Raw genomic sequence first — 22,182 nt, 5'->3', positions numbered from 1 at the left:
CCGGCTGATTGGCGCCCATCCGCCAACCGGCAAATCCCCGAGTCTTGACGGCGACAGCCAATCCGCTAGCCGGCGCCATCGCGGACGCCGCCGGAGCCCTCCCGCCAAGCAACCGAACCCGCTTCCGCCTCACCCCCCAAACGCCCTCCGTATCGCATCGAAGATCGACCGGAACGGCGACACCTCCACATCCAGCGCCTTGACCCCGTCCTCGCCCCTGAATTCGTCGTAGACCCAGTCGCCGTCGATGAGCGAGACGCCCGGGGGCGGCGTTCTTTCGCTGGGCGGCTTGCCGGACAGGGCCTGGCGCATGTAGTCGATCCAGATCGGCAAGGCCAGCGTCGCGCCGAATTCGCGGCCGCCGAGCGATCTGGGCTGGCCGTAGCCCATCCACGAGACGGCGACGACGTTGCCGGCGTAGCCGGCGAACCAGCCGTCGACCGCGTTGCTGGTGGTGCCGGTCTTGCCGGCCAGGTCGTTGCGTCCGAGGCGGTGGCTGGCCACGGCAGCGGTGCCGCTGCGCACCACCTCGCGCAGCATGCTGTCGATGATGAAGGCGTTGCGCGGGTCGATCGCCCGTTGCCCGTCATCTCTGGCCGGCGGCGGGGGCGCCTGCCACAGCACCTTGCCGCGGGCGTCGGTGATCTTCTCGATCAGCCGCGGGGTGACGCGGTAGCCGCCGTTGGCGAAGACCGCGTAGGCGCTGGCCATCTGCAGTGGGGTGACCGAGCCGCTGCCGAGGGTCATGGTCAGGTTTGCCGGGTGCTTGGCGGCATCGAAGCCGAAGCGTTGCAGGTAGTCGCGCGCATACTGCGGCGAGATGGCCTGCAGCAGGCGGACGGCGACGACGTTCTTCGAGCGGGCCAGCGCCTGGCGCAGGCTGATCGGGCCGTCGTAGCCGTCGTCGTTGCGCGGCTCCCACGGCTGGCCGTCTTCGCCGCCGGGCAAGGAGAGCGGCGCGTCGTTCATCAGCGTCGCCGGCGAGAAGCCCTTTTCCAGCGCGGCCGAATAGACGAAGGGCTTGATGCTCGATCCCGGCTGGCGCCAGGCGCTGGTGACGTGGTTGAACTGATTGCGGGCGAAGTCGAAGCCGCCGACCATCGCCCGGTAGGAACCGTCGTCGGCATTCAGCGCGACGAAGGCGACGTCGACTTCCGGCATCTGGCTGATCGCCCAGCGGCCCTTGCCGTCCTGGCTGACGCGGATCACCGAGCCGACGCGGATCTTGAGATCCATTTTGGCGTTCGGCTGCAGCGCGCGGGCGGCGAAACGCAGCCCGTCGCCCTTGATTTCCAGCGTGTCGCCGGCGGCGGGTTCGGCGCGGACCAGCCTGGCCGAGACTTCGGTGACGACGGCCGGGATCAGGTTGTCGCTGCCGGGATGCCGGGCCAGCGCCCGCTCTATGGCCTCGTCCCACTCGTCGGCGTTGTCCGGCAGCGCGACGAAGCCTTCCGGCCCGCGGTAGCCGTGGCGCTGGTCGTAGGCCAGCACGTTGCGCCGGACCGCGTCGTAGGCGGCGTTCTGCTCGGCCTTGTCGAGCGTGGTGTAGACGTTGAAGCCCTGGGTATAGGCCTCGCCCTTGTAGCGCGCGTGGAGCTCCTGGCGCACCAGTTCGGCGGCATGGTCGGCATGGGCCTCGAACTGCAGGCTGCGGCCGATCCTGAGCGGCTCGGCGACGGCCTCGGCGTACTGCGCCTGGGTGATCCTGCCGAGCTGCAGCATGCGCTTCAGGACGAGCTCCTGGCGGGCCTTGGCGCGGACCGGATTGACCGCTGGGTTGTGCTTGGCCGGGTTCTGCGGGATGCCGGCGAGCATCGCCGCTTCCGCCAGCGTCAGCTCCGGCAGGCGCTTGTTGAAATAGGTGCGGGCCGCGGCGGCGAAGCCATAGCTGCGCTGGCCGAGGTAGATCTGGTTCATGTACAGCTCGAGGATCCTGTCCTTGCTCAGCGCCGATTCGATGCGGTAGGCCAGCACCACCTCGGTCAGCTTGCGCTTCAGGGTCTTTTCCTGCGACAGGAAGAAGTTGCGCGCGACCTGCATCGTGATCGTCGACGCGCCCTGGCGCATGCCGCCGGTCAGGCCGGCTGCCACCGCGCGCAGCACGCCGCGGTAGTCGACGCCGCTGTGCTCGTAGAAGCGCGCATCCTCGATCGCCAGCAGCGCCTCCTTGAGCACCGGCGGCACCGCGTCGATCGGCGTGAAGTCCCGGCGTTCCTCGCCGAACTCGCCGAGCAGCGCGCCATCGGCCGTATAGATGCGCAGCGGAATCTTCGGGCGGTAGTCGGTCACCACGTCGAAGGACGGCAGGCTCGGCAGCACGGTCGCGAGCGTGGCGCCGACCAGCACCAGCAGCGCCAGCACGCCATTGGCGGCGAGCGCCAGCAGGGTGCGCCGCGGCGAATTGCGGTAATTGGCGCTGGCGAAGGGGAGGGCGAGAAAGTTTATGGCGGTGGAGAAGAAGCGCACGCGGTCGTCCTGGCTGAAGCGTTGACGGTGCCGGCAAGGCCGTCACCCGAAAACGAAGTTTAGCCGCAACCGCCGCGCGCCGGCGCTCACCCCTCCACCGTCAGATACACCAGCGTCTGGTTGAGCAGCTGGTAGCCGATCTCGCCGAAGCTCATCGGGCCGCCGACTTCGCCGGTGCGCTGGCCTTCCAGTTCGAGGTAGAGGAAGTTGAGGATGCAGTTGCAGGCGAACGAGATCGCCGTGCCGGGCGGCGGCAGCGCGGCGCGGAAGGCGGCGAGCGGGTCGGCCAGCGGCGCCGCGAGCCGGTATTCGAGCTCGGGGAAGACCGGCGCGTAGAAGTCGACGCGGCCGGCGGCGCGGTCGATGCCCTTGATGCTGACGTTCACCGGCGCGCCGCAGTAGTCGGCGACCAGCGGCAGCCGGCCGTCGGCGCCGCTGGCCGCAAGGTGCTCGGCGAGGTTGCCGGGGCGGCCGTCGATGCGGCAGTCGCCGGCGGCCAGCCCGGTTTCGGCGAAGACGATGCGCGCGCCGTCGCCGGGGCGGAACGGATTGACGATGTCGACGCGGGCGAACTTCTCCGGCGGCAGCGGCACGTCCATCACCACCGCCTGCGTCGCCGAGAACTCGCCGCTGCTGCCGAGCACCACCTGCGGCTGCGCGCGGCCAAGGTCGTCGAGGTGCACGCCGGCGACCCAGCCGACCAGCGGCTTCAGGTACATCTCCTCGTAGTTCGGCGCGTTGCGCGCGAAGGCCAGGTGGCAGTCGCTGAAGGCCGGCAGGATCAGGATGCTGTAGCCGTGCTCAGGCGCGGCGCGGCACAGCTGCGGCAAGGCGTCGGCGTCGCACAGGCGCAGCCGGGGGGCGTCGGCGTGGTCGCCGACGACGGTCACGTGCACCTGCTCGCGGCTGACGAGGCCGCCGCCTTTGCCCATGAAGTAGGGGATCGTGCCGCCGATCCAGTTGCCGGCGGGCAGCCGGCGCAGCGCCGCCTCGTCGCCGGCGATGCACAGGGGGCGGCCGCTGCCGATCAGCTCCGCGGCGTCGGCGACCGACATCATTCCTTGCTTTGTCGTCATCGTTCGCCCCGCGCTCAGAAGCGCCGCAGCTGGGCCAGTTCGTGGCCGAGCTGGCGCTCGTAGCGCACGAAGTAGCGCTGCATCTCGTGCGCCTTCAACAGGCGCACCTCGTCGTCGGTGATCAGCCGCATCTGCTCGCGCAGCTTGCTGAGGAACAGCTTGAGGCCGAGCACGCGGATGTCGATGTCGAGCGAGCCGTCGAGCAGCATCGCCCACACCGGGTGCTCGGCCGCCGGCACGCTCGACGCGTCGCCTTCCGCCGGCAGCGCCGGCGCGCCGGAGAGTCCGGCGCGGCCGTGGTCGAGGCTGTGCTTGAACTTCCACAGGTCGGCGACGGCGATGTCGAGCATCGTGCACACCGACTGGAACTTGATGCCCTCGCGGAAGAGGCCGGCGATCTGCCGCGCCAGCGCGCGGGTGAAGGGCTGCCCGCCGTCGCCCGACCACGGCAGGCGGTCGTCGCCGGCGGCCGCCGCCGGTGCGTGCACCACGCAGCGCGCGTGGCCGAGGTTGATGTGCCGCCAGGCCGTCTCCTGCTCCGGCGCCGCCTGCCGGTTGCCGAACAGCCAGCCGCCGCGGCCGCCGCCGCGCCCGACCCAGACGTCGATCTGCCCGCGCCCGAGGTCGTCGCGCACCTTCACCACCTGCCACGGCGCCTCGACCGCGAGCAGCCGCTGCAACAGTTCCTTCAATGCCATGTCTCCGTTCTCCTTCCTGTCGTTGTTGTTGGTCGGATCGGGCGATCGGGCAAGAAACATTCCATCGTGATATGTGCCGCCGTGGCGGCGCGGCAGGCGGGGCGACTGTCGAAAAAGTGGACAGCGGCGTGCAACGGTGCAGCAGCCGACGACGACCCCCGGCTCCAGAAAACCATGAGCTCCGCTTGGCGATTCCGCGCATTCCGGTGGCGCCGCGGCGGCGGATACTGGCCCGCATGAAACTCCTTGTCCTTGGTTCCGCCGCCGGCGGCGGCTTCCCGCAGTGGAACTGCAACTGCCGCAACTGCGCCGGCGTGCGCGACGGCAGCGTGCGCGCGACGCCGCGCACGCAGTCGTCGATCGCGGTCAGCGCCAACGGCGTCGACTGGGTGCTGTGCAATGCCTCGCCCGACATCCTGACGCAGCTCAAGGCCAACCCGTGCCTGCAGCCGAAGCGCGGCCTGCGCGACACCGGCATCGCCGGCGTCGTGCTGATGGACGCGCAGATCGACCACGTCACCGGCCTGTTCATGCTGCGCGAAGGCAAGCCGCTGCCGGTGTGGTGCACGCCGCAGGTGCGCGAGGACCTGAGCACCGGCAACCCCGTCTTCAACGTTCTTTCCCATTTCTGCACGGTGCGCTGGCAGCCGGTGGAGGTGAGACCGTCCATTCCCTGCGCCGCGCCGTTCACGGTTCCCGGCGCCGCCGGTCTCACCTTCACCCCGGTGCCGCTCTCGAGCAAGGCGCCGCCGTATTCGCCGCACCGCCACGACCCGCATCCCGGCGACAACCTGGGCCTCTTGATCGAGGACGCGGCGAGCGGCCGCAAGGTCTTCTACGCGCCGGGTTTCGGCGCGATGGAGGCGCACCTCGAACCCTTCCTCGCCGAGTCCGACGCGGTGCTGGTCGACGGCACCTTCTGGACCGACGACGAGATGATCCGCCTCGGCCTGTCGACCAAGACGGCGCGCGAGATCGGCCACCTGCCGCAGTCCGGCGCCGGCGGCATGATCGAGCTGCTCGGCCGCTACGCGAAGCCGCGCAAGATTCTGATCCACATCAACAACACCAACCCGATCCTCGACGCGGACTCGCCCGAGCGCGCCGAACTGGCGCGCGCCGGGATCGAGGTCGCCTACGACGGCATGCTGATAGCCCCCACCGGAGACCAACGATGAAGATGGACGAACTGAAACCCTGGAGCCACGCGGAGTTCGAGGCCCGGCTGCGGGCGATGGGCGACCGCTACCATATCCACCACCCGTTCCAGGTGATGATGCACCGCGGCCAGTGCACGCAGGCGCAGCTGCAGGCCTGGGTGGCGAACCGCTATTACTACCAGATCAACATCCCGATCAAGGACGCGGCGATCCTCGCCAACTGCCCCGAGCGCGAGGTGCGCCGCCACTGGGTGCAGCGCATCCTCGACCACGACGGCTACGCCGGCGAGGAGGGCGGCATCGAGGCCTGGCTGCGGCTGGGCGAGGCGGTCGGCCTCGACCGCGAGACGATCATCTCGCAGCAGCTGGTGCTGCCCGGCGTCCGCTTCGCCGTCGACGCCTACGTGAACTTCGCCCGCCAGCGGCCGTGGCAGGAAGCGGCGGCGGCCTCGCTGACCGAGCTGTTCGCGCCGACCATCCACCAGTCGCGCCTCTCGCACTGGCCCGACCACTACCCGTGGATCGAGCCCGAGGGCTACGCCTACTTCAAGCGCCGCCTGAACGAGGCACCGCGCGACGTGGTCAACGGCCTGGCGATCACGATGGCGCACTTCAACACCCGCGAGCTGCAGGAGCGCGCGATCGCCATCCTGCAGTTCAAGCTCGACGTGCTGTGGACGATGGTCGATGCGATGATGCTCGCCTACTGCCCGGTGCAGGTCGAGGGCTGGGGGGCGTACACGCCGATGAATGCCGTGGCTGCGGCCGGTTCATGATTTTCTGTAGGCGCATCTGGACGAACGGCGCTCGCGGCGCCGGCCGGGGCGCCGAATAATCGGTTCAGGAGCGGCAGGGTGCCGTTCCGCCAACTTAGGAGACAAGCCATGACCTGGGAAACCCCCGCCTACTGCGAAATCCGCCTCGGTTTCGAAGTTACCGCCTACGTCTACGTGCGCTGACGCGGTCCGGCGGCGCGGGAAGGCACATGCCGCGCCGCCACCTCCGCCAGCCTGACGACATCATGGATACCGCCAACTTCCGCCCGCAGCTCGACCCGCGCTTCATGTTCCGCTGGGAGCCGAGCCAGGAGGCCTTCATCATTCTGTATCCGGAAGGCCTGATCAAACTGAACCCGTCCGCCGGCGAGATCCTCAAGCGCTGCGACGGCGTGCGCAGCGTCGACGAGATCGCCGCCGACCTCGCCGCGACCTTCGCCGCCGACCCCGCCGACGTCGCTGCCGGCACGCACAGCTTCGTCGCGCTGGCGCACGAGAAGGGCTGGCTGCGGCCGGCCGCCTGATTCGCAAAGTCCAGAAGAACAAGACCGATGAATTTTCCGCCCCGCTTTCCCCGCCGCCCGCTGGCGCTGCTCGTCGCCGCGCTGCCGGCGGTCGCCCTTGCCGACGCGCTGACCCTCGACTCGGTGGTCGTCACCGGCAGCCGCATCGAGCACAGCAGCTTCGACCTGCCGGCGGCGATCGACGTCGTCGGCAGCGAGCGCATCGGTGCCGACAACGCCAGGGTGAACGCCTCCGAGGCGCTCGCCGCGGTGCCCGGCATCACCGTGCTCAACCGCCAGAACTACGCGCAGGACCTGCAGATCTCGTCGCGCGGCTTCGGCGCGCGCTCGGCCTTCGGCGTGCGCGGCATCCGCCTCGTCGCCGACGGCATCCCGGCGTCGATGCCGGACGGGCAGGGGCAGGCGGCGACCTTCAACCTCGACCGCGCCGAGCGCATCGAGGTCATGCGCGGGCCGCTGTCGGCGGTCTACGGCAACCACGCCGGCGGCGTGATCCAGCTGTTCACGCCGGACGGCAAGGGCGCGCCGAGCGTCGAGACGAACTTCTCCGCCGGCGCCTGGGGCAGCTGGAAGGCCGACGTCGCCGCGCAGGGCGAGGCCGGCGGCGTCGGCTACGTGCTCGACGCCTCGCGCTTCGCCACCGACGGCTACCGCGACCACAGCTCGGCGACGCGCGACCAGCAGCTGGCCAAGCTGAGCCTCCGGCCCGACGCCGACAGCCGGCTGACGCTCATCGCCAACGGCTTCCGCCAGATCGACGCCGAGGACCCGCTCGGCCTGAAGTGGGACCAGTACCGCGCGGCGCCGCGCTCGGTCGATGCGGTGGCGCTGACCTTCAATACCCGCAAGAGCATCGAGCACACGCAGGGCGGCCTGAACTACGAGCGCCGCTTCGGCGACGACGCGCTGCAGGTCTCGGCCTACCTCGGGCGGCGCTCGGTGATCCAGTACCAGTCGATCCCGACCTCGGCGCAGCGCTTCACCGCGGCGACCTCGGCGACCTCCACCCTGCGCAAGCACTCGGGCGGCGTCATCGACTTCGACCGCGACTTCTCCGGCGTCTCGCTGCGCTGGATCATGCGGCGCGAGCTGGCCGGCGGCAAGCTGACGACGACCTTCGGCATCGACCGCGAGACCTCGACCGACGAGCGCCGCGGCTACGAGAACTTCGTCACCACCAGCGCCGCGTTCTCCTTGACCTGCGGCAGCGGCGGCACCGTCTGCGGCGTCAAGGGCAAGCTGCGCCGCAACGAGACCGACGAGGTGACCAGCACCGATCCCTACGTGCAGGCCGAGTGGCAGGGCGAGCGCTGGGGCTTCCTCGCCGGGCTGCGCCACAGCACGGTGCGCTTCGAGGTGGACGACCGCTACATCACCACCGGCAACGGCGACGACAGCGGCTCGGTGACCTACCGCCGCGCGACGCCGGTGCTCGCCGCCACCTACAAGCTGACGCCGGCGCTCAACCTCTACGCCAGCGCGGCGCGCGGCTTCGAGGCGCCGACGATGAACGAGCTGTTCTATTCCGGCGCCAACGGCAGCTTCAGCTTCGACCTGAAGCCGGCGACCAGCCGGCACCTGGAGGCGGGCGTCAAGGCCTTCGTCGGCGACGGCACGCGCGCCGACCTGGCGCTGTTCGAGGTGCGCACCGAGGACGAGCTGGTCGTCGCCGCGTCGTCCGGCGGCCGCACCAGCTACCGCAACGCCGGCAAGACGCTGCGCCACGGTGCCGAGCTGGCGGTCGACAGCCTGTGGGCGCACGGCTTCTCCAGCCGCGTCGCCTACACCTGGCTGCGCGCGGTGTACGACGAGAGCTTCACCGGCAGCGGCGGCACCGTCGCCGCCGGCCGCCGGCTGCCCGGCATCGCCGCGCATACGCTGTTCGGCGAGCTCGCCTGGCGGCACGTGGCGAGCGGCTTCCACACTGCGCTCGAAGCCGTCGCCCGCGACCAGATCTACGTCGAGGACAGCAATACGCGGCCGGCGGCGCCCGGCTTCGCCGTCGCCAACCTGCGCTTCGGCGTCGACCGCCGCTACGGCGCGTGGCAGCTGAAGGCCTTCGCGCGTGTCGACAACCTGTTCGACCGCCAGTACGTCGGCTCGGTGATCGTCGGCGACGGCAACGGCCGCTATTACGAGTCGGCGCCGGGACGCGGCTGGCTGGTCGGCGCCGGCGCCCGCTATACCTTCTGAACGCCGCCGGCGGCCGCCGGCGTCCCCTCCCCGGAGCCCCGCCGTCGCGGGGCTTTTTCATTTGCTGCGGGCCTCCCGTCGCGCCTGTTGCGTTCTGGCTCAGCGGCGCAGCCGACTGTCCAGTTTCTGGACGCTGCGCGGCGCGCCGCCGGTCGTCGGCGTGTCCCGGATGTTGTCCTGAAACCCTTGTGCCGTGCGGCTTTCCGGGCTTCCAGGCGGCGCCTCGCAGCGGCTGGCACATGCCTCGCAATCGATCTGGCACGCCTCAGCGTCGGCAATCCGCCGGCGACTGCGGGGGAGGTCCGGCGCCGATTTCGAGATGCGCCGGCGGGAATCGCCTTATCGACATCTGGAGACAATTCATGAAGAAACAAATGTCCGTCCGTCCGCTGCTGCTCGCCATCGCTGCCTGCGGCAGCGCCAGCAGCCATGCCGTGAGCTTCACCCACAACGACATCACGATGGATATCAACGGCACGATCAACGGCTACTACGTCAATCGCCAGGCGAAGCTGACCAACATCAGCACCGGCGCCTCGACGACGACCAACAACAGCGCGCTGACCAACGGCCTGCTGCCGGGCTGGATCAACTTCGTGATGACGACGCAGGCCAAGGGCCAGGACATCAAGGCGCACTTCAGCTTCGCGCCGGGCATCAACAACAACTCGAACGTGGTCGGCCTGCCGATCGGCGACCCCGGCGGCACCGGCGACAGCGACGCCTTCAGCCAGATCGACACGCGTAACGTGTACTTCCAGTTCGGCAACAAGGACTGGGGCTCGCTGAAGTTCGGCCGCGACATCGGCCTCTTCGGGCAGAACGTGATCCTCAACGACATGACGCTGCTCGGCGTCGGCGGCACCAGCAACGCCGGCATCCCGTACAACACCACCTTCGGCATGATCGGCCACGGCTACATGTACACCGGCTTCCAGCCGCAGATCACCTACACGACGCCGATGATGGGCGGCTTCCAGGCCGCCGCCGGCATCTTCCAGCCGGCCAAGTTCGCCGGCGACGAGACCAAGTCGCCCGGCTTCCAGGCGATGGCTTCGTACGACTGGAAGGGCTCGACCCCCGGCAAGGTGTGGACCGGCCTGGTGACGCAGAGCACCAGCTGCTCGACCAGCGGCGCCTGCGTCGGCAACGAGGATCACTCGGCCACCGGCTACGAGCTCGGCGGCAAGATCGGCATCGGCAACTTCGAGGCGCTGGCCTACGCCTTCACCGGCCGCGGTCTCGGCCTGTCGACGGTCGGCGCGCAGTTCCTCGGCGGCAGCGACGGCGCCGGCGACAAGACCGACTCGCGCGGCTACTTCCTGCAGGGCACGTACAAGTTCGGCGACACCAAGGTCGGCCTGAACTACGGCCAGAACAAGGACAAGAACGGCTTCGTCGGCATCACCGGCGGCGCCGGCGCGCAGAGCTCGCTGAACGAGATCAAGAACCGCGCCTACACGATCGGCGTCTATCACTCGCTGAACAAGTTCATCACGCTGGTCGGCGAGTTCAACCAGGAGAAGGTCAGCAACGTCGGCGACAGCAACTTCGACGCGAAGAACCGCACCATCTCGCTGGGCGGCATCATCTTCTTCTAAGCGCGTTCCCGCCGCCCGCGAGGGCGGCTTCCCTCGTGCTGCCTTGGGGCGCCGTTCGCGGCGCCCTTTTTTATCGTGGCGGGCTCAGAAGAAGCGGCGAAGCGCGTCGTCGGGCAGCGCGGCGCCGGTGGCGCGCGCCCGCTGCAGCAGCTCCCAGTAGTAGCGGTAGGAGGCGCGGTCGTGCAGCTTGCCGTCGTGGCGGATCGGCCCCCAGTCGGCGTCCTGCGCGGCGGTGAGGATTTCGGCGGCGGCCTGCACTTCGGAGAAGTCGGGGCGCATCGCCTCGACGATCGGCACGATCTGGTTGGGGTGGATGCTCCACATGCGCAGGTAGCCGAACTCCTGCCGCGCGCGGCGCGCGTCGGCGCGGATCAGGTCGAGGTCGGCGAGTTCGGTGGTGACGTTGTGCGACGGCACGACGCCGTTGGCCAGCGCCGCGGCGGCGATCTCGCACTTGGCGCGGGCGACGAGCGGGTGGTCGAACTGGCCGGGGCTCTTCATCGCGCTGCCGGGGATCGCGCCGTGGTGGCCGGAGACGAAGTCCATCAGCCCGAAGTCGAGCGACTCGACGCCGGGCAGCGCGGCGATCTGCCACACCTCGCGCAGCGCGCCGTGCGTCTCGATCAGCACGTGCACCGGGATCTCGCGCGCGATGCCGGCGGCACGCTCGACTTCGCGCAACGCGGCGATCTGCGTCGCCACGTCGGCGGCGCTTTGCGGCTTCGGCAGCGTGACGAAGGGCAGGCGGCTGCCGGCGCGGCCGACGAGGATCTCCAGGTCTGCGCGCCAGTGCGCGTGCGTGACGTCGTGGATGCGCGCGGCGACGCGGCCGAAGGCGTTGTCGGCGCCCATGATCAGCTCGGCGCACATCTCGGCGTGCTCGCGCTCGGCGCCGGCGCGGGCGCCGTCCTCGCAGTCGCAGGTGATGTCGAAGATCGGCCCCAGTTCGCGCTGCAGCTGCATCGCCTTCTTCATCAGCTTCTCGGCGCCGGCGTAGTGGTCGACGGCGGGCAGGATCGGGAAGGGCTTCTCGCCGGCGAAGAGGACGGCGCTGGGGGGGCGTGCGGGCATGGCGTGGGCGCGATGATGGGAAGGCGGCCATTTTAGCGCGCGCCGGCGCTTAAGGCCGTGTTAAGCGGGCGGCATGAGAATGCGCACCGGTTCATATTTCGGGAGCATGCGATGAGCACGATACGCGCCGATGCCGCGCGCTACGATCGGGTCGCGATCGGCCTGCACTGGCTGTCCGCGCTGCTGGTGCTGGCGGCGATCGCACTGATCGAGGTCAAGGGCTGGTTCCCGCGCGGCGATGCGCTGCGCGACGGCGTCAAGCTGTGGCACTTCCAGCTCGGCGTGCTGGTGCTGCTGGCGACCTGTTGCCGGATCGCCTGGCGCGCTGCCGGCCGGCGCCCGGAACCCGCGGCGCCGCGCGGCAGCCGGCAGGCGCGGCTGGCCGCCGCCGCGCACGGCGTGCTCTACCTGCTGCTGCTGGCGCTGCCGCTGAGCGGGCTGGCGGTGCTGGTCGCCGCCGGCAAGCCGGTCAGCCTGTTCGGCTGGGAGCTGCCGCTGTGGGCCGAGGGCAGCAAGGCGGCGGCGAAGACCGCGAAGCGGTTGCACGAGACCGCCGGCAACCTGATGATCGCGCTCGTCGCCGCGCACGTCGGGGCGGCGCTGTGGCACCGGTTCGTGCGTCGCGATGGCGTGCTGGCGCGGATGCTGCCGGCGCGCGGCGCTCACTGAGCGACGGCGCCGGCCTGCGGCTGGTCGATCGGCAGCCAGATGCGGAAACAGGTGCCGCGCCCGACTTCGCTGTCGACCTCGATGCGGCCGTTGTGCTTGCGGACGATGCCGTAGGAGAGGGAGAGGCCGAGGCCGGTGCCCTGGCCGACCGGCTTGGTGGTGAAGAAGGGGTCGAAGATCTTCGGCAGGTGCTCGGGGGCGATGCCGCCGCCGGTGTCGGCGAACTCGACCCAGACCTGCTCGCCCTCGCGGCCGGTGCGGATGGTGATGACGCCGTTGCCGGCGATGGCGTGCCCGGCATTGACCAGCATGTTCATGAACACCTGGCTGAGTTCCGACGGCAGGCATTCGATCTCCGGCAGCTCGCCGTAGTCCTTGACCACCTGCGCCTTGTACTTCAGTTCGTTCCACACCACGTTGAGCGTGCTGTCGAGGGTGCGGTGGACGTCGGCGCGCTGCCAGTCCTTGCCGCCGACGTGGGAGAACTCCTTGAGGTCCTGCACGATGCGCTTGACCCGGTCGAGCCCGTCGCGCGACTCGGCGAGCAGCGCCGCGGCGTCGCTCTTCAGGTAGTCGATGTCGATCCTGTGCCGCGTCGCCTCGATCACGCCGGCGGCCGCCGCGTCGTCCGGGCGCGGCACCGCATGGCGCTCGTAGGTTTCGATCAGCTGCAGCAGGCTCTGCAGGTACTCGGCGAGCACGGCCATGTTGGAGTTGACGAAGCCGACCGGGTTGTTGATCTCGTGCGCGACGCCGGCGGCGAGCTGGCCGACCGAGGCCATCTTCTCCGAATGCAGCAGCTGCTCGTGGGTGGTCTCGAGCTCGCGGTTGGTCTCGCGCAGCGCCTCGTTGGCGCGCGACAGCTCGGCCGTGCGCTCGGCCACCAGCGCTTCCAGGTGGTCGCGGTAGCGCGCGATGGCGGCGTTCTTCTCCTGCAGCGCGCGCATCATGTCGCCGATCGAGTCGCTCATGAACTCGAATTCGGCGATGCCGCGGTAGCGCGGCGCCTGTCCGGCCTTGAGGTCGCCGACGATGGCATCGATCGGCTTTCTGGTGATCGCGCCGAGGAACAGCATGAAGAGGAAGGTGGCGCCGGTCAGCGCGCCGCCGGCAACCCACGCGGCGCGCGTCAGCTCGGCGCGCAGCTCGGCGTAGCGGGCGTTGTCCTCGATCACGGTGATCCGCCACTGCCACGGCTCGAAGGTGAAGCTGAGCGCGTGATAACGGTGCCCGTCGGCGTCGAAGCGGGCGATGCGGTCGAGGTTGCCGCCGTCGTCCGGCGGAATGTCGACCGGCAGCTCGCCGAAGGCGGAGAGGCGCTGCGCCGCTTCGTCGCGGACGGCGACGCGCAGGCCGTTGGCGCGGGCGAAGTCCTCGAGCGCGACCATCGCATTCACTTTGCGGTCGCGGCGGGCGCTCGGGTTGCCGGCCTGGCCGGTGCGTTGCAGCTCGTCCTCCTGGTCGTCGATGATCTGGCGCAGCGCGTAGGCGCGCCAGCGCAGGCTGCTTTCCGCCTGTTCGTCGACGAAGCGGTAGGTGGCGTAGGCGACGAAGGCGAAGACGGCGGCGCCGAACAGCAGCGTGAAGCCGATGATCGGCAGCAGCAGGCGGATGGCGAGGCGGCGGTGCCAGCTCACGGCGGCCGTCCTAGCGTCCCAGCCGCGCCGGCGCGGTGGCGAGCTCGGGCGGCCACACGATCTCGCGGCGGCCGCGCTGCCATTGCACGACGAGCGGGAAGCGCTTGGTCTGCAGGCCGGTCCGGTCCACCGCGTAGCGCCCGATCAGCACGTTCATGTCGAGGCGGTAGAGGGTGTCGCGCAGCTTGTCGCGGTCGAAGCCGCCGGCGAGGATGAGCGCCCGTTCCAGGACCTGGCAGGCGGAGTAGGCGTGGGCGGCGAGGAAGTTCGGCAACTCGCCCCAGCGGCGCAGGAAGGCGCGGCGGAAGTCGTCGGCGTCCGGCAGTTGCAGCTTCTCGTGCGGCTCCCAGGTGGTCGTCGCGAAGCTGCCTTCGGCGGCGGCGCCGAGGACGCTGCCGTACTTGTCGAGCCCCGGTCCGACCGAGGCGTAGTAGGCGGCCGGCGTCCATCCGATGCGGCGCAAGGCGCGGCGCATGTTGACCGACTCGTCGAAGTGGCCGGCCATCAGCAGCGCCCGCGCCCCCGAACGGCGTGCCGCCTGCGCCGCGGCGTCGAGGTCGGGATGGCCCTTGGCGACCTTCTCGAACGAGGTCAGCCGGATGCCGTATTCCGGCAGCCACTTGCGTGTCTCTTCGGCGAGCACGGTCGAGAACGGATCGTCGGCATGGACGATCGCCAGCGCATCGATGCCGGCGTCGGCGATCAGCGCGAGGAAGCCGATGGCGTGGCGCCCGGCCGGCGGGATGACGCCGAACAGGTTGCGGTAGCCCTTCTGCCACATCGTTTCGGCGGCGCCGCCGGGCGCCAGCATCGGGTAGCCATGGCGGTCGATGATCGGCGCGACGGCGGCGGTGATGGCGCTGGAGAAGGGGCCCATCACCAGGTCGCTCTGCCCGCGCTGCGTGTAGTCCTCGTAGATGGCGCGCGCGGTGTCGATGTCGCTGCGGTCGTCGCGGATCAGCACCTCGACGCGGCGGCCGAGGATGCCGCCGCGCGTGTTGACCTCCTGCTCCCAGAGGCGATAGGCCTTGCCCATCATCTCGCTGTCGGCGGCATAGACGCCGGTCAGGCCGAGCGACAGGCCGATGCGCAGCGGTGGGCGGTCGGGGGGCGCCGCGTGCGCACGGGCCATCGCCAGCGCCGTCGCGGCGAGCGCGGCGAGCACACGCCGCCGCATGGTGAATCCGTTGTCCACGATCTTTTCGTTCCGGTCACGCATGGTATTACTCTGGCATGCGCTGCCGGGCTTGGCAAGGAAGCCTGCGGTTGCCGGCCCGATCGTGGTGGGCGGGGGCAAAGAAAAAGGCCGCGGCATGCCGCGGCCTTTCAGGCGGGAATGCGCCGGATTACAGCATGTCCTTGACCGCTTCGGCTTCGTCGGTCAGTTCCTTCAGGGTGATGGCGATCTTCTCCTGGCTGTAGGCGTCGATCTCGAGACCCTGGATGATCTTGAACGAACCGCCCTTGCACTCGCAGGGGAAGCCGAACACGATGCCCTTCGGGATGCCGTAGGAGCCGTCCGACGGGACGCCCATCGTGACCCAGTCGTCGGAACCGAGCACCCAGTCACGGATGTGGTCGATCGCGGCGTTGGCGGCCGAGGCGGCCGACGACAGGCCGCGCGCTTCGATGATCGCGGCGCCGCGCTTGCCGACGGTCGGCAGGAAGACGTCGTTGTTCCAGGCGTGGTCGTTGATCAGCGCCTTGACGTTGTCGCCGTTCGACACGCAGTTGCGGTAGTCGGCGTACATCGTCGGCGAGTGGTTGCCCCAGACGACCAGCTTCGACAGCGACGAGACCGGGCGGCCGGTCTTCTCGGCCAACTGCGACAGGGCGCGGTTGTGGTCGAGGCGGAGCATGCCGTGGTAGTTGTTCGGGTTGGTGCGGCCGACCTTCTTGGCGGCGGCGGCGGCGATGTAGGCGTTGGTGTTGCACGGGTTGCCGACGACCAGCACCTTGACGTCTTCCTTGGCGTTCTCGGCGATGGCCTTGCCCTGGACGGTGAAGATGGCGCCGTTGGCGGTCAAGAGGTCGGCACGCTCCATGCCCTTGGTGCGCGGACGGGCGCCGACCAGCAGGCAGACGTCGGCGTCCTTGAAGGCGACGTTCGGATCGTCGGTGGCGACCATGCCGGCGAGCAGCGGGAAGGCGCAGTCGTCCAGTTCCATCATCACGCCCTTGACGGCCTGCTGGGCCTGCGGCAGGTCGAGCAGCTGGAGGATGACCGGCTGATCCTTGCCGAGCATTTCACCCGAGGCGATGCGGAAAAGCAGGCTGTAGCCGATTTGGCCGGCGGCGCCGGTGACGGCGACACGCATGGGGGCTTTGGACATGTTGCGCTCCTGTTGAAAACGATGAACAAGAAAAAACGGAAAACCTTTGGCTTCGCGCCCTCTGCCTTCTTTGAAATGCCAGTGCGCAGCTGAAGCCGGGGGATCATATTCCCGGTCGGGGTGGGTGTCAATGTTCCGTCTTTTGTCTTATAAAAGATATAAGAAGTAGAATAGACGAATTCTACAAATTATGGTCCAATAAGTCCTCATGAACCGGTCTCCGCTCTCTCGCGCAACCGCGCCTTCGCCCACTTTCAGCCCGCTGTACAGGCAGATCAAGGAATTGATCCTGAAGAGCCTGGAGGCGGGGGAATGGCAACCCGGCGACGCCATCCCCAGCGAGTCGGAACTCGCCGTCCGCTTCAACGTCTCGCAGGGCACCGTGCGCAAGGCGATCGACGAGATGGCCGCCGAGAACCTGCTGGTGCGCCGCCAGGGCAAGGGCACCTTCGTCGCCACGCACAGCGACCCGCGTTCCTTCTTCCGTTTCCTCCGTCTGATTCCCAACGAGGGCGAGCTGCAGCCGTCGAAGAGCGTGCCGCTCGAGTGCGGCCGCGCCAAGGCCGGCGCCGATGTCGCGCGCATGCTCGGCCTCGAGCCGGGGGCGCCGATCATCATCATGCGCCGCCTGCTCAAGTTCGGTGAGGAGGCGGTGGTCTTCGACGAAATCTACCTGCCCGGCGAGCTGTTCCAGGACCTCTCGCTCGACATCCTGAAGCAGAGCGACAAGTCGCTCTACGACCTGTTCGAGAGCCGCTACGGCGTGCGCATGATCCGCGCCGAGGAGCGTCTGCGCGCGGTCGCCGCCGAGGGGGTCGCCGCCGAGCTGCTGCATGTCGAGGAGGGCAAGCCGCTGCTCCTCGTCGAGCGCGTCGCCTTCACCTACGGCAACAAGCCGGTGGAGTGGCGGCGCGGTTTCTATGACACCCGCAATTTCCACTATTTCAATGAATTGGCGTAGGGGGAGTGATGCAACAGGGTGGGGCGTTAAGTTATAATTCAAAATTCTGATCAGCTCACAAAAAAGGCGGCATCAGCCGCGTAACACGAGGGATGACGTTCATGGCAGAAATTGCTATCAAGAAGAAGCGTCCAAAGAACTTGGACCTAGCAACGATCAGATTGCCCCTACCGGGCGTTCTGTCGATCCTGCACCGAATCAGCGGTGCCGTGCTTTTCCTCCTCCTGCCGGTCCTGCTGTGGCTTTTCCAGCAGAGCCTCGCCTCCCCCGAGACCTATGCCGCCGCCAAGGCGGTGACGAGCAACTTCCTCGTCAAGATCATCCTGCTCGGCCTGCTCTGGCTGTACATGCACCACTTCTGCGCCGGCATCCGCTACCTGCTGCTTGACCTGCACAAGGGCATCGACCTGCAGTCGGCCCGCTTCTCGAGCAAGGTCGTGTTCGCCGTGAGCATCGCGCTCACCCTCATCGTCGGAGCGAAGGTACTGCTATGATCAACCGCATCGTTGTCGGGGCCGGCTACGGCCTCAAGGACTGGATCGCCCAGCGCGCCACCGCGCTGGTGATGGCGATCTACACCCTGATCCTCCTCGCCACCCTCGGCGCACTGGGTCCGAGCAGCTACGAAGCCTGGCGTTCGATCTTCGCCAACGGTTTCATGCAGTTCATGACCTTCCTCTTCTTCATCAGCCTCTTCTGGCACGTCTGGATCGGCGTCCGCGACATCTGGATGGACTACGTCAAGCCCGATGGTCTGCGCCTGGTTCTGATGATTGCAACGATCGCTGCGCTGGTCGGCTACGCCGGCTGGGCTGCCAAGATTCTGTGGAGGCTGTAAGTGAGTATTCCTGTCCGTAAGTTCGATGCGGTGATCGTCGGCGCCGGCGGCGCCGGCCTGCGTGCCGCGATCCAGTTGTCCGAAGCCGGCCTGAAGACGGCCGTCCTGTCCAAGGTCTTCCCGACCCGTTCGCACACCGTCGCTGCCCAGGGCGGCGTCTCGGCCTCGCTCGGCAACTCCGAGGAGGATCACTGGCACTGGCACATGTACGACACCGTCAAGGGTTCCGACTGGCTCGGCGACCAGGACGCGATCGAGTTCATGTGCCGCAAGGCGCCGGAGGTGGTCGTCGAGCTCGAGCACTTCGGCATGCCGTTCGACCGTACCGACGAAGGCAAGATCTACCAGCGCCCGTTCGGCGGCCACATGTCGAACTTCGGCGAGAAGCCGGTGCGCCGCGCCTGCGCCGCCGCCGACCGTACCGGCCACGCCATGCTGCACGCGCTCTACCAGCGCAACGTCAAGGCCAACACCCAGTTCTTCGTCGAGTGGATGGCGCTCGACCTGATCCGCGACGAAGACGGCCAGGTGCTCGGCGTCATCGCGCTGGAAATGGAAACCGGCGAGGTCGTCGCCTTCCACGCCAAGGCCACCGTCTTCGCGACCGGCGGTGCCGGCCGCATCTTCTACTCCTCGACCAACGCCTTCATCAACACCGGCGACGGCCTCGGCATGGCGGCGCGCGCCGGCATCCCGCTCGAGGATATGGAGTTCTGGCAGTTCCACCCGACCGGCGTCGCCGGCGCTGGCGTGCTGATCACCGAGGGCGTCCGCGGCGAAGGCGGCATCCTCAGGAACGCTGCCGGCGAGCGCTTCATGGAGCGCTACGCGCCGAACGCCAAGGACCTCGCCTCGCGCGACGTCGTCTCGCGCGCGATGGTCACCGAGATCAACGAAGGCCGCGGCTGCGGTCCGAACAAGGACTTCGTCACGCTCGACATCACCCACCTCGACCCGGCGACGATCATGAAGCGCCTCCCGGGCATCCGCGAGATCTCGATCCAGTTCGCCGGCATCGACCCGATCAAGGCGCCGATCCCGGTCGTGCCGACCTGCCACTACCAGATGGGCGGCATCCCGACCAACTACAAGGGCCAGGTGATCAACGAGAACGGCTCGACCGTCACCGGCTTCTACGCTGCCGGCGAGTGCGCCTGCGCCTCGGTGCACGGCGCCAACCGCCTCGGTACGAACTCGCTGCTCGACCTGCTGGTCTTCGGCAAGTCCTCGGGCGATACCGTCATCGAGGACATGGCGAAGATGCCGAAGACGCACAAGGAACTGCCGGCCAACTTCGCCGACAAGACCCTGGCCCGCCTCGCCCGTCTGGAAAACCAGAAGAACGGCAGCAATGTGCATGAAACCCGCCTCGCGATGCAGCGTACGATGCAGAACCACTGCGGCGTCTTCCGCTTCAAGGACAAGCTGGAAGAGGGCGTGCAGAAGATCCTGGAAATCGAGAAGCAGGTGGCGATCACCGAGATCAAGGACAAGTCCAAGGTCTGGAACACCGCCCGCGTCGAAGCGCTCGAACTCGACAACCTGATCGAAGTGGCCAAGTCGACGATGATCTGTGCCAATGCCCGCAAGGAATCGCGCGGCGCCCATGTCCGCGACGACGCGCCGGATACGGCGGAATTCCCGAACGGCCGCAACGACAAGGAATGGCACAAGCACACGCTGTGGCAGCGCGACGGTAACAAGCTGTCGTACAAGCCGGTCAACATGACCCCGCTGTCCGTCGAAACCATCGCGCTGAAGACGCGCTCGTACTGATCGCGTTAGGAGTCAATGTAAATGGCTACCCGTACCATGCAGTTCAAGATCTACCGCTACGATCCGGACAAGGACAACGCGCCGTACATGCAGGACTTCTCGATCGAGGTGGACGAGACCGATCGCAAGCTGCTCGACGTCCTGACCAAGCTGAAGGCCCAGGACGACACGCTGTCGTACCGCCGCTCGTGCCGCGAGGGCATCTGCGGCTCCGACGCGATGAACATCAACGGCAAGAACGGCCTCGCCTGCCTGACCGAGATCAAGGACCTCAAGCAGCCGGTCGTCCTGCGTCCGCTGCCCGGCCTGCCGGTCATCCGCGACCTGATCGTGGACATGACCCAGTTCTTCAAGCAGTACCACTCGATCAAGCCCTACCTGGTGAACAACGATCCGCCGCCGGAGCGCGAGCGCCTGCAGTCGCCGGAGGACCGCGAGGAGCTGAACGGCCTCTACGAGTGCATCCTGTGCGCCTGCTGCTCGACCTCGTGCCCGTCGTTCTGGTGGAACCCGGACAAGTTCGTCGGCCCGGCCGGCCTGCTCAACGCCTACCGTTTCATCGCCGACACCCGCGACCAGGCGACCAACGAGCGCCTCGACAACCTCGAGGATCCGTATCGCCTGTTCCGTTGCCACACCATCATGAACTGCGTCGACGTCTGTCCGAAGGGTCTCAACCCGACCAAGGCGATCGGCAAGATCAAGGAAATGATGGTCCGGCGCGCGGTCTGACGTGGATCACGATGCGCTGAACCGCCTGCAGTGGCGCTGCACCCGCCGCGCCCTGCTGGAGCTGGACCTGATCCTCGGGAAGTTCCTCGTCGAGGAGTTTCCCAAGCTCAGCGACGCGGACCAGCATGTGTTCGCGGAGCTGGCGGACATGGAAGATCACGACCTCTGGCCGCTGGTTAACGGGACCGAGGAGTGCGAGGACGCGCGGCAGGCCGGAATCGTGGCGCTGCTGCGTAAGAGTGAAGTAAGGCAGCCGCTGTAGGTTGGCGGCCACCGTGGAAGCTGGAAAACATAACCTGTACAAGGGATTAACACCATGACGACCGAACGCAAGGCAACTCTGAGCATCGACGGACAGGCTCCCGTCGAATTCCCGATCATGTCGCCGACCCATGGCAACGACTGTGTCGACATTCGTACCCTGGGCGGAAAAACCGGTCTGTTCACGTACGATTCCGGCTTCCTCTCGACCGCCAGCTGCAAATCGAAAGTTACCTTCATCGACGGTGACAAGGGCGAGCTGCTGTACCGCGGCTACCCGATCGAGCAACTCGCCGAGAACTGCAACTTCCTCGAAGTCGCCTACCTGCTGAAGAACGGCGAGCTGCCGAACGCCACGCAGAAGACCAGCTTCGAAAACACCATCAAGAAGCACACGATGGTGCATGAGCAGCTGACCAAGTTCTACTCGGGCTTCCGCCGCGACGCGCACCCGATGGCCGTGATGACCGGTGTCGTCGGCGCCCTGTCGGCGTTCTACCACGACGCGATGGACTTCTCGGACGCCGAGCATCGCAGCGTCAGCTTCAACCGCCTGGTCGCCAAGATGCCGACGATCGTCGCCATGGCCTACAAGTACTCGACCGGCGCCCCGTTCATGTACCCGGACAACGAGCTCGACTACGCCTCGAACTTCATGCGCATGATGTTCGGCAACCCGTGCGAGAAGTACGTCGCCAACCCGGTGCTGGCGCGCGCGCTCGACATCATCTTCACGCTGCACGCCGACCACGAGCAGAACGCCTCGACCTCGACCGTCCGCCTGGCCGGTTCGTCGGGCGCCAACCCGTTCGCCTGTATCGCTGCCGGTATCGCCTGCCTGTGGGGCCCGGCGCACGGCGGCGCCAACGAGGCCTGCCTGCAGATGCTGGAAGAGATCGGCGACGTCTCGCGCGTCGGCGAGTACATCAAGCGCGCCAAGGACAAGAACGACACGTTCAAGCTGATGGGCTTCGGCCACCGCGTCTACAAGAACTTCGACCCGCGCGCCAAGCTGATGCGCAAGGTCTGCGACGACGTGCTGCAGGAGCTGGGCCTCGAGAACGACCGCCTGTTCAAGCTGGCCAAGGAACTCGAGAAGATCGCGCTGGAAGACCAGTACTTCGTCGAGAAGAAGCTCTACCCGAACGTCGACTTCTACTCGGGCATCGTGCAGAAGGCGATCGGCATCCCGACCGAGATGTTCACCTGCATCTTCGCGCTGGCCCGCACGGTCGGCTGGATGACGCAGTGGGAAGAGATGATCACCGATCCGGAGTACAAGATCGGCCGTCCGCGCCAGCTGTACATCGGCGCCGCCAAGCGCGACGTCGTACCGCTCGCCAAGCGCGCGTAAGAAAAACAGGGGCGGCGATGGACCGCCCCTTTCTGCATGGGCCGGCGGGTGCTTAC

General features: G+C 67.9%; 21 protein-coding genes. 14 read left to right on the top strand and 7 right to left on the bottom strand.

What is annotated here, in order from left to right; genetic code table 11:
- Positions 1-129: 129 nt before the first annotated feature.
- From IWH25_RS15030 to IWH25_RS15020, 3 genes are all read right to left on the bottom strand, one after another.
- Positions 130-2,466, bottom strand: a complete 2,337-nt coding sequence (locus IWH25_RS15030) for a penicillin-binding protein 1A (RefSeq protein WP_203386574.1) — start codon at positions 2,464-2,466, stop codon at positions 130-132.
- Positions 2,467-2,552: 86 nt separating this feature from the next.
- Positions 2,553-3,542, bottom strand: a complete 990-nt coding sequence (locus tag IWH25_RS15025) for a DUF6976 family protein (RefSeq protein ID WP_203386573.1) — start codon at positions 3,540-3,542, stop codon at positions 2,553-2,555.
- Between the two features lie 14 nt (positions 3,543-3,556).
- Complete coding sequence (locus tag IWH25_RS15020; RefSeq protein ID WP_203386572.1) at positions 3,557-4,240, bottom strand: hypothetical protein; 684 nt, start codon at positions 4,238-4,240, stop codon at positions 3,557-3,559.
- A gap of 236 nt (positions 4,241-4,476) precedes the next feature.
- Here IWH25_RS15020 and pqqB point away from each other — a divergent pair, with 236 nt between their 5' ends.
- From pqqB to IWH25_RS14990, 6 genes are all read left to right on the top strand, one after another.
- On the top strand, positions 4,477-5,418 hold the full coding sequence (gene pqqB / locus IWH25_RS15015) for a pyrroloquinoline quinone biosynthesis protein PqqB (RefSeq protein WP_203386571.1): 942 nt from the start codon (positions 4,477-4,479) through the stop codon (positions 5,416-5,418).
- Positions 5,415-6,176, top strand: coding sequence for a pyrroloquinoline-quinone synthase PqqC (gene pqqC, locus IWH25_RS15010; protein ID WP_203386570.1), 762 nt, complete (start codon positions 5,415-5,417; stop codon positions 6,174-6,176). The genes pqqB and pqqC overlap by 4 nt, the downstream gene beginning before the upstream one ends.
- 108 nt (positions 6,177-6,284) lie before the next feature.
- Positions 6,285-6,359: a pyrroloquinoline quinone precursor peptide PqqA gene (pqqA, locus tag IWH25_RS19330; protein ID WP_081455968.1), complete on the top strand. Its 75-nt coding sequence runs from the start codon at positions 6,285-6,287 to the stop codon at positions 6,357-6,359.
- A gap of 26 nt (positions 6,360-6,385) precedes the next feature.
- Positions 6,386-6,700 (top strand): pyrroloquinoline quinone biosynthesis peptide chaperone PqqD, encoded by a 315-nt coding sequence (gene pqqD, locus IWH25_RS15000; protein ID WP_238998919.1) that lies wholly within the window; start codon positions 6,386-6,388, stop codon positions 6,698-6,700.
- 27 nt (positions 6,701-6,727) lie between these two features.
- Positions 6,728-8,893: a TonB-dependent receptor family protein gene (locus IWH25_RS14995; RefSeq protein ID WP_203386568.1), complete on the top strand. Its 2,166-nt coding sequence runs from the start codon at positions 6,728-6,730 to the stop codon at positions 8,891-8,893.
- A gap of 362 nt (positions 8,894-9,255) precedes the next feature.
- Complete coding sequence (locus IWH25_RS14990; protein WP_203386567.1) at positions 9,256-10,494, top strand: porin; 1,239 nt, start codon at positions 9,256-9,258, stop codon at positions 10,492-10,494.
- A gap of 84 nt (positions 10,495-10,578) precedes the next feature.
- Here the strand turns inward: IWH25_RS14990 and IWH25_RS14985 are convergent, their stop codons facing one another.
- Complete coding sequence (locus IWH25_RS14985; RefSeq protein ID WP_203386566.1) at positions 10,579-11,565, bottom strand: HpcH/HpaI aldolase/citrate lyase family protein; 987 nt, start codon at positions 11,563-11,565, stop codon at positions 10,579-10,581.
- A 111-nt stretch (positions 11,566-11,676) separates the two neighbouring features.
- On the opposite strand from IWH25_RS14985, the gene IWH25_RS14980 reads away from it, so the two are divergent.
- Positions 11,677-12,234, top strand: coding sequence for a cytochrome b (locus IWH25_RS14980; RefSeq protein WP_203386565.1), 558 nt, complete (start codon positions 11,677-11,679; stop codon positions 12,232-12,234).
- Here the strand turns inward: IWH25_RS14980 and IWH25_RS14975 are convergent.
- From IWH25_RS14975 to IWH25_RS14965, 3 genes are all read right to left on the bottom strand, one after another.
- Positions 12,228-13,871, bottom strand: a complete 1,644-nt coding sequence (locus tag IWH25_RS14975) for an ATP-binding protein (RefSeq protein ID WP_238998918.1) — start codon at positions 13,869-13,871, stop codon at positions 12,228-12,230. The genes IWH25_RS14980 and IWH25_RS14975 overlap by 7 nt on opposite strands.
- A 10-nt stretch (positions 13,872-13,881) precedes the next feature.
- Entirely contained in the window at positions 13,882-15,066 is a 1,185-nt protein-coding gene (locus IWH25_RS14970; RefSeq protein ID WP_203386564.1) for an amino acid ABC transporter substrate-binding protein, read from the bottom strand.
- A gap of 151 nt (positions 15,067-15,217) precedes the next feature.
- The gene (locus IWH25_RS14965) at positions 15,218-16,204 is read right to left on the bottom strand and encodes a malate dehydrogenase (RefSeq protein WP_203386563.1); all 987 of its coding nucleotides are present in this window, start codon (positions 16,202-16,204) and stop codon (positions 15,218-15,220) included.
- 208 nt (positions 16,205-16,412) lie between these two features.
- Between IWH25_RS14965 and IWH25_RS14960 the strand changes: the two genes are divergently transcribed.
- From IWH25_RS14960 to gltA, 7 genes are all read left to right on the top strand, one after another.
- The gene (locus tag IWH25_RS14960) at positions 16,413-17,165 is read left to right on the top strand and encodes a GntR family transcriptional regulator (protein WP_203386562.1); all 753 of its coding nucleotides are present in this window, start codon (positions 16,413-16,415) and stop codon (positions 17,163-17,165) included.
- A 101-nt stretch (positions 17,166-17,266) separates the two neighbouring features.
- Positions 17,267-17,659, top strand: a complete 393-nt coding sequence (gene sdhC, locus IWH25_RS14955; RefSeq protein WP_203386561.1) for a succinate dehydrogenase, cytochrome b556 subunit — start codon at positions 17,267-17,269, stop codon at positions 17,657-17,659.
- A complete protein-coding gene (gene sdhD / locus IWH25_RS14950; protein ID WP_203386560.1) occupies positions 17,656-18,003 on the top strand; it encodes a succinate dehydrogenase, hydrophobic membrane anchor protein in 348 nt (115 codons plus the stop codon). The genes sdhC and sdhD overlap by 4 nt, the downstream gene beginning before the upstream one ends.
- Positions 18,004-19,779, top strand: coding sequence for a succinate dehydrogenase flavoprotein subunit (gene sdhA, locus IWH25_RS14945; protein ID WP_203386559.1), 1,776 nt, complete (start codon positions 18,004-18,006; stop codon positions 19,777-19,779).
- Positions 19,780-19,800: 21 nt separating this feature from the next.
- Positions 19,801-20,511, top strand: a complete 711-nt coding sequence (locus tag IWH25_RS14940) for a succinate dehydrogenase iron-sulfur subunit (RefSeq protein WP_203386558.1) — start codon at positions 19,801-19,803, stop codon at positions 20,509-20,511.
- Position 20,512: 1 nt separating this feature from the next.
- Positions 20,513-20,773 (top strand): FAD assembly factor SdhE, encoded by a 261-nt coding sequence (locus IWH25_RS14935; protein ID WP_203386557.1) that lies wholly within the window; start codon positions 20,513-20,515, stop codon positions 20,771-20,773.
- Positions 20,774-20,827: 54 nt separating this feature from the next.
- Positions 20,828-22,126 carry a citrate synthase gene (gene gltA / locus IWH25_RS14930; RefSeq protein WP_203386556.1) on the top strand — a complete coding sequence of 433 codons (1,299 nt, stop codon included), beginning with the start codon at positions 20,828-20,830 and terminating at the stop codon, positions 22,124-22,126.
- Positions 22,127-22,182: the final 56 nt, after the last annotated feature.

The organism is Azospira restricta (assembly GCF_016858125.1).
Classification (GTDB): domain Bacteria; phylum Pseudomonadota; class Gammaproteobacteria; order Burkholderiales; family Rhodocyclaceae; genus Proximibacter; species Proximibacter restrictus.
This window is presented reverse-complemented; position numbering and strand designations above follow the sequence as displayed.

Excerpts from the sequence above, each read along its gene's own strand:
- sdhC (WP_203386561.1), top strand. The coding sequence starts at position 17,267 with ATGGCAGAAATTGCTATCAAGAAGAAGCGTCCAAAGAACTTGGACCTA.
- IWH25_RS14940 (WP_203386558.1), top strand. The coding sequence starts at position 19,801 with ATGGCTACCCGTACCATGCAGTTCAAGATCTACCGCTACGATCCGGAC.
- IWH25_RS14980 (WP_203386565.1), top strand. The coding sequence starts at position 11,677 with ATGAGCACGATACGCGCCGATGCCGCGCGCTACGATCGGGTCGCGATC.
- IWH25_RS14960 (WP_203386562.1), top strand. The coding sequence starts at position 16,413 with ATGAACCGGTCTCCGCTCTCTCGCGCAACCGCGCCTTCGCCCACTTTC.
- pqqB (WP_203386571.1), top strand. The coding sequence starts at position 4,477 with ATGAAACTCCTTGTCCTTGGTTCCGCCGCCGGCGGCGGCTTCCCGCAG.
- IWH25_RS15025 (WP_203386573.1), bottom strand. The coding sequence starts at position 3,542 with ATGACGACAAAGCAAGGAATGATGTCGGTCGCCGACGCCGCGGAGCTG.
- IWH25_RS14995 (WP_203386568.1), top strand. The coding sequence starts at position 6,728 with ATGAATTTTCCGCCCCGCTTTCCCCGCCGCCCGCTGGCGCTGCTCGTC.
- IWH25_RS14965 (WP_203386563.1), bottom strand. The coding sequence starts at position 16,204 with ATGTCCAAAGCCCCCATGCGTGTCGCCGTCACCGGCGCCGCCGGCCAA.
- gltA (WP_203386556.1), top strand. The coding sequence starts at position 20,828 with ATGACGACCGAACGCAAGGCAACTCTGAGCATCGACGGACAGGCTCCC.
- IWH25_RS14985 (WP_203386566.1), bottom strand. The coding sequence starts at position 11,565 with ATGCCCGCACGCCCCCCCAGCGCCGTCCTCTTCGCCGGCGAGAAGCCC.
- sdhD (WP_203386560.1), top strand. The coding sequence starts at position 17,656 with ATGATCAACCGCATCGTTGTCGGGGCCGGCTACGGCCTCAAGGACTGG.
- pqqD (WP_238998919.1), top strand. The coding sequence starts at position 6,386 with ATGCCGCGCCGCCACCTCCGCCAGCCTGACGACATCATGGATACCGCC.
- IWH25_RS14990 (WP_203386567.1), top strand. The coding sequence starts at position 9,256 with ATGAAGAAACAAATGTCCGTCCGTCCGCTGCTGCTCGCCATCGCTGCC.
- pqqC (WP_203386570.1), top strand. The coding sequence starts at position 5,415 with ATGAAGATGGACGAACTGAAACCCTGGAGCCACGCGGAGTTCGAGGCC.
- IWH25_RS15020 (WP_203386572.1), bottom strand. The coding sequence starts at position 4,240 with ATGGCATTGAAGGAACTGTTGCAGCGGCTGCTCGCGGTCGAGGCGCCG.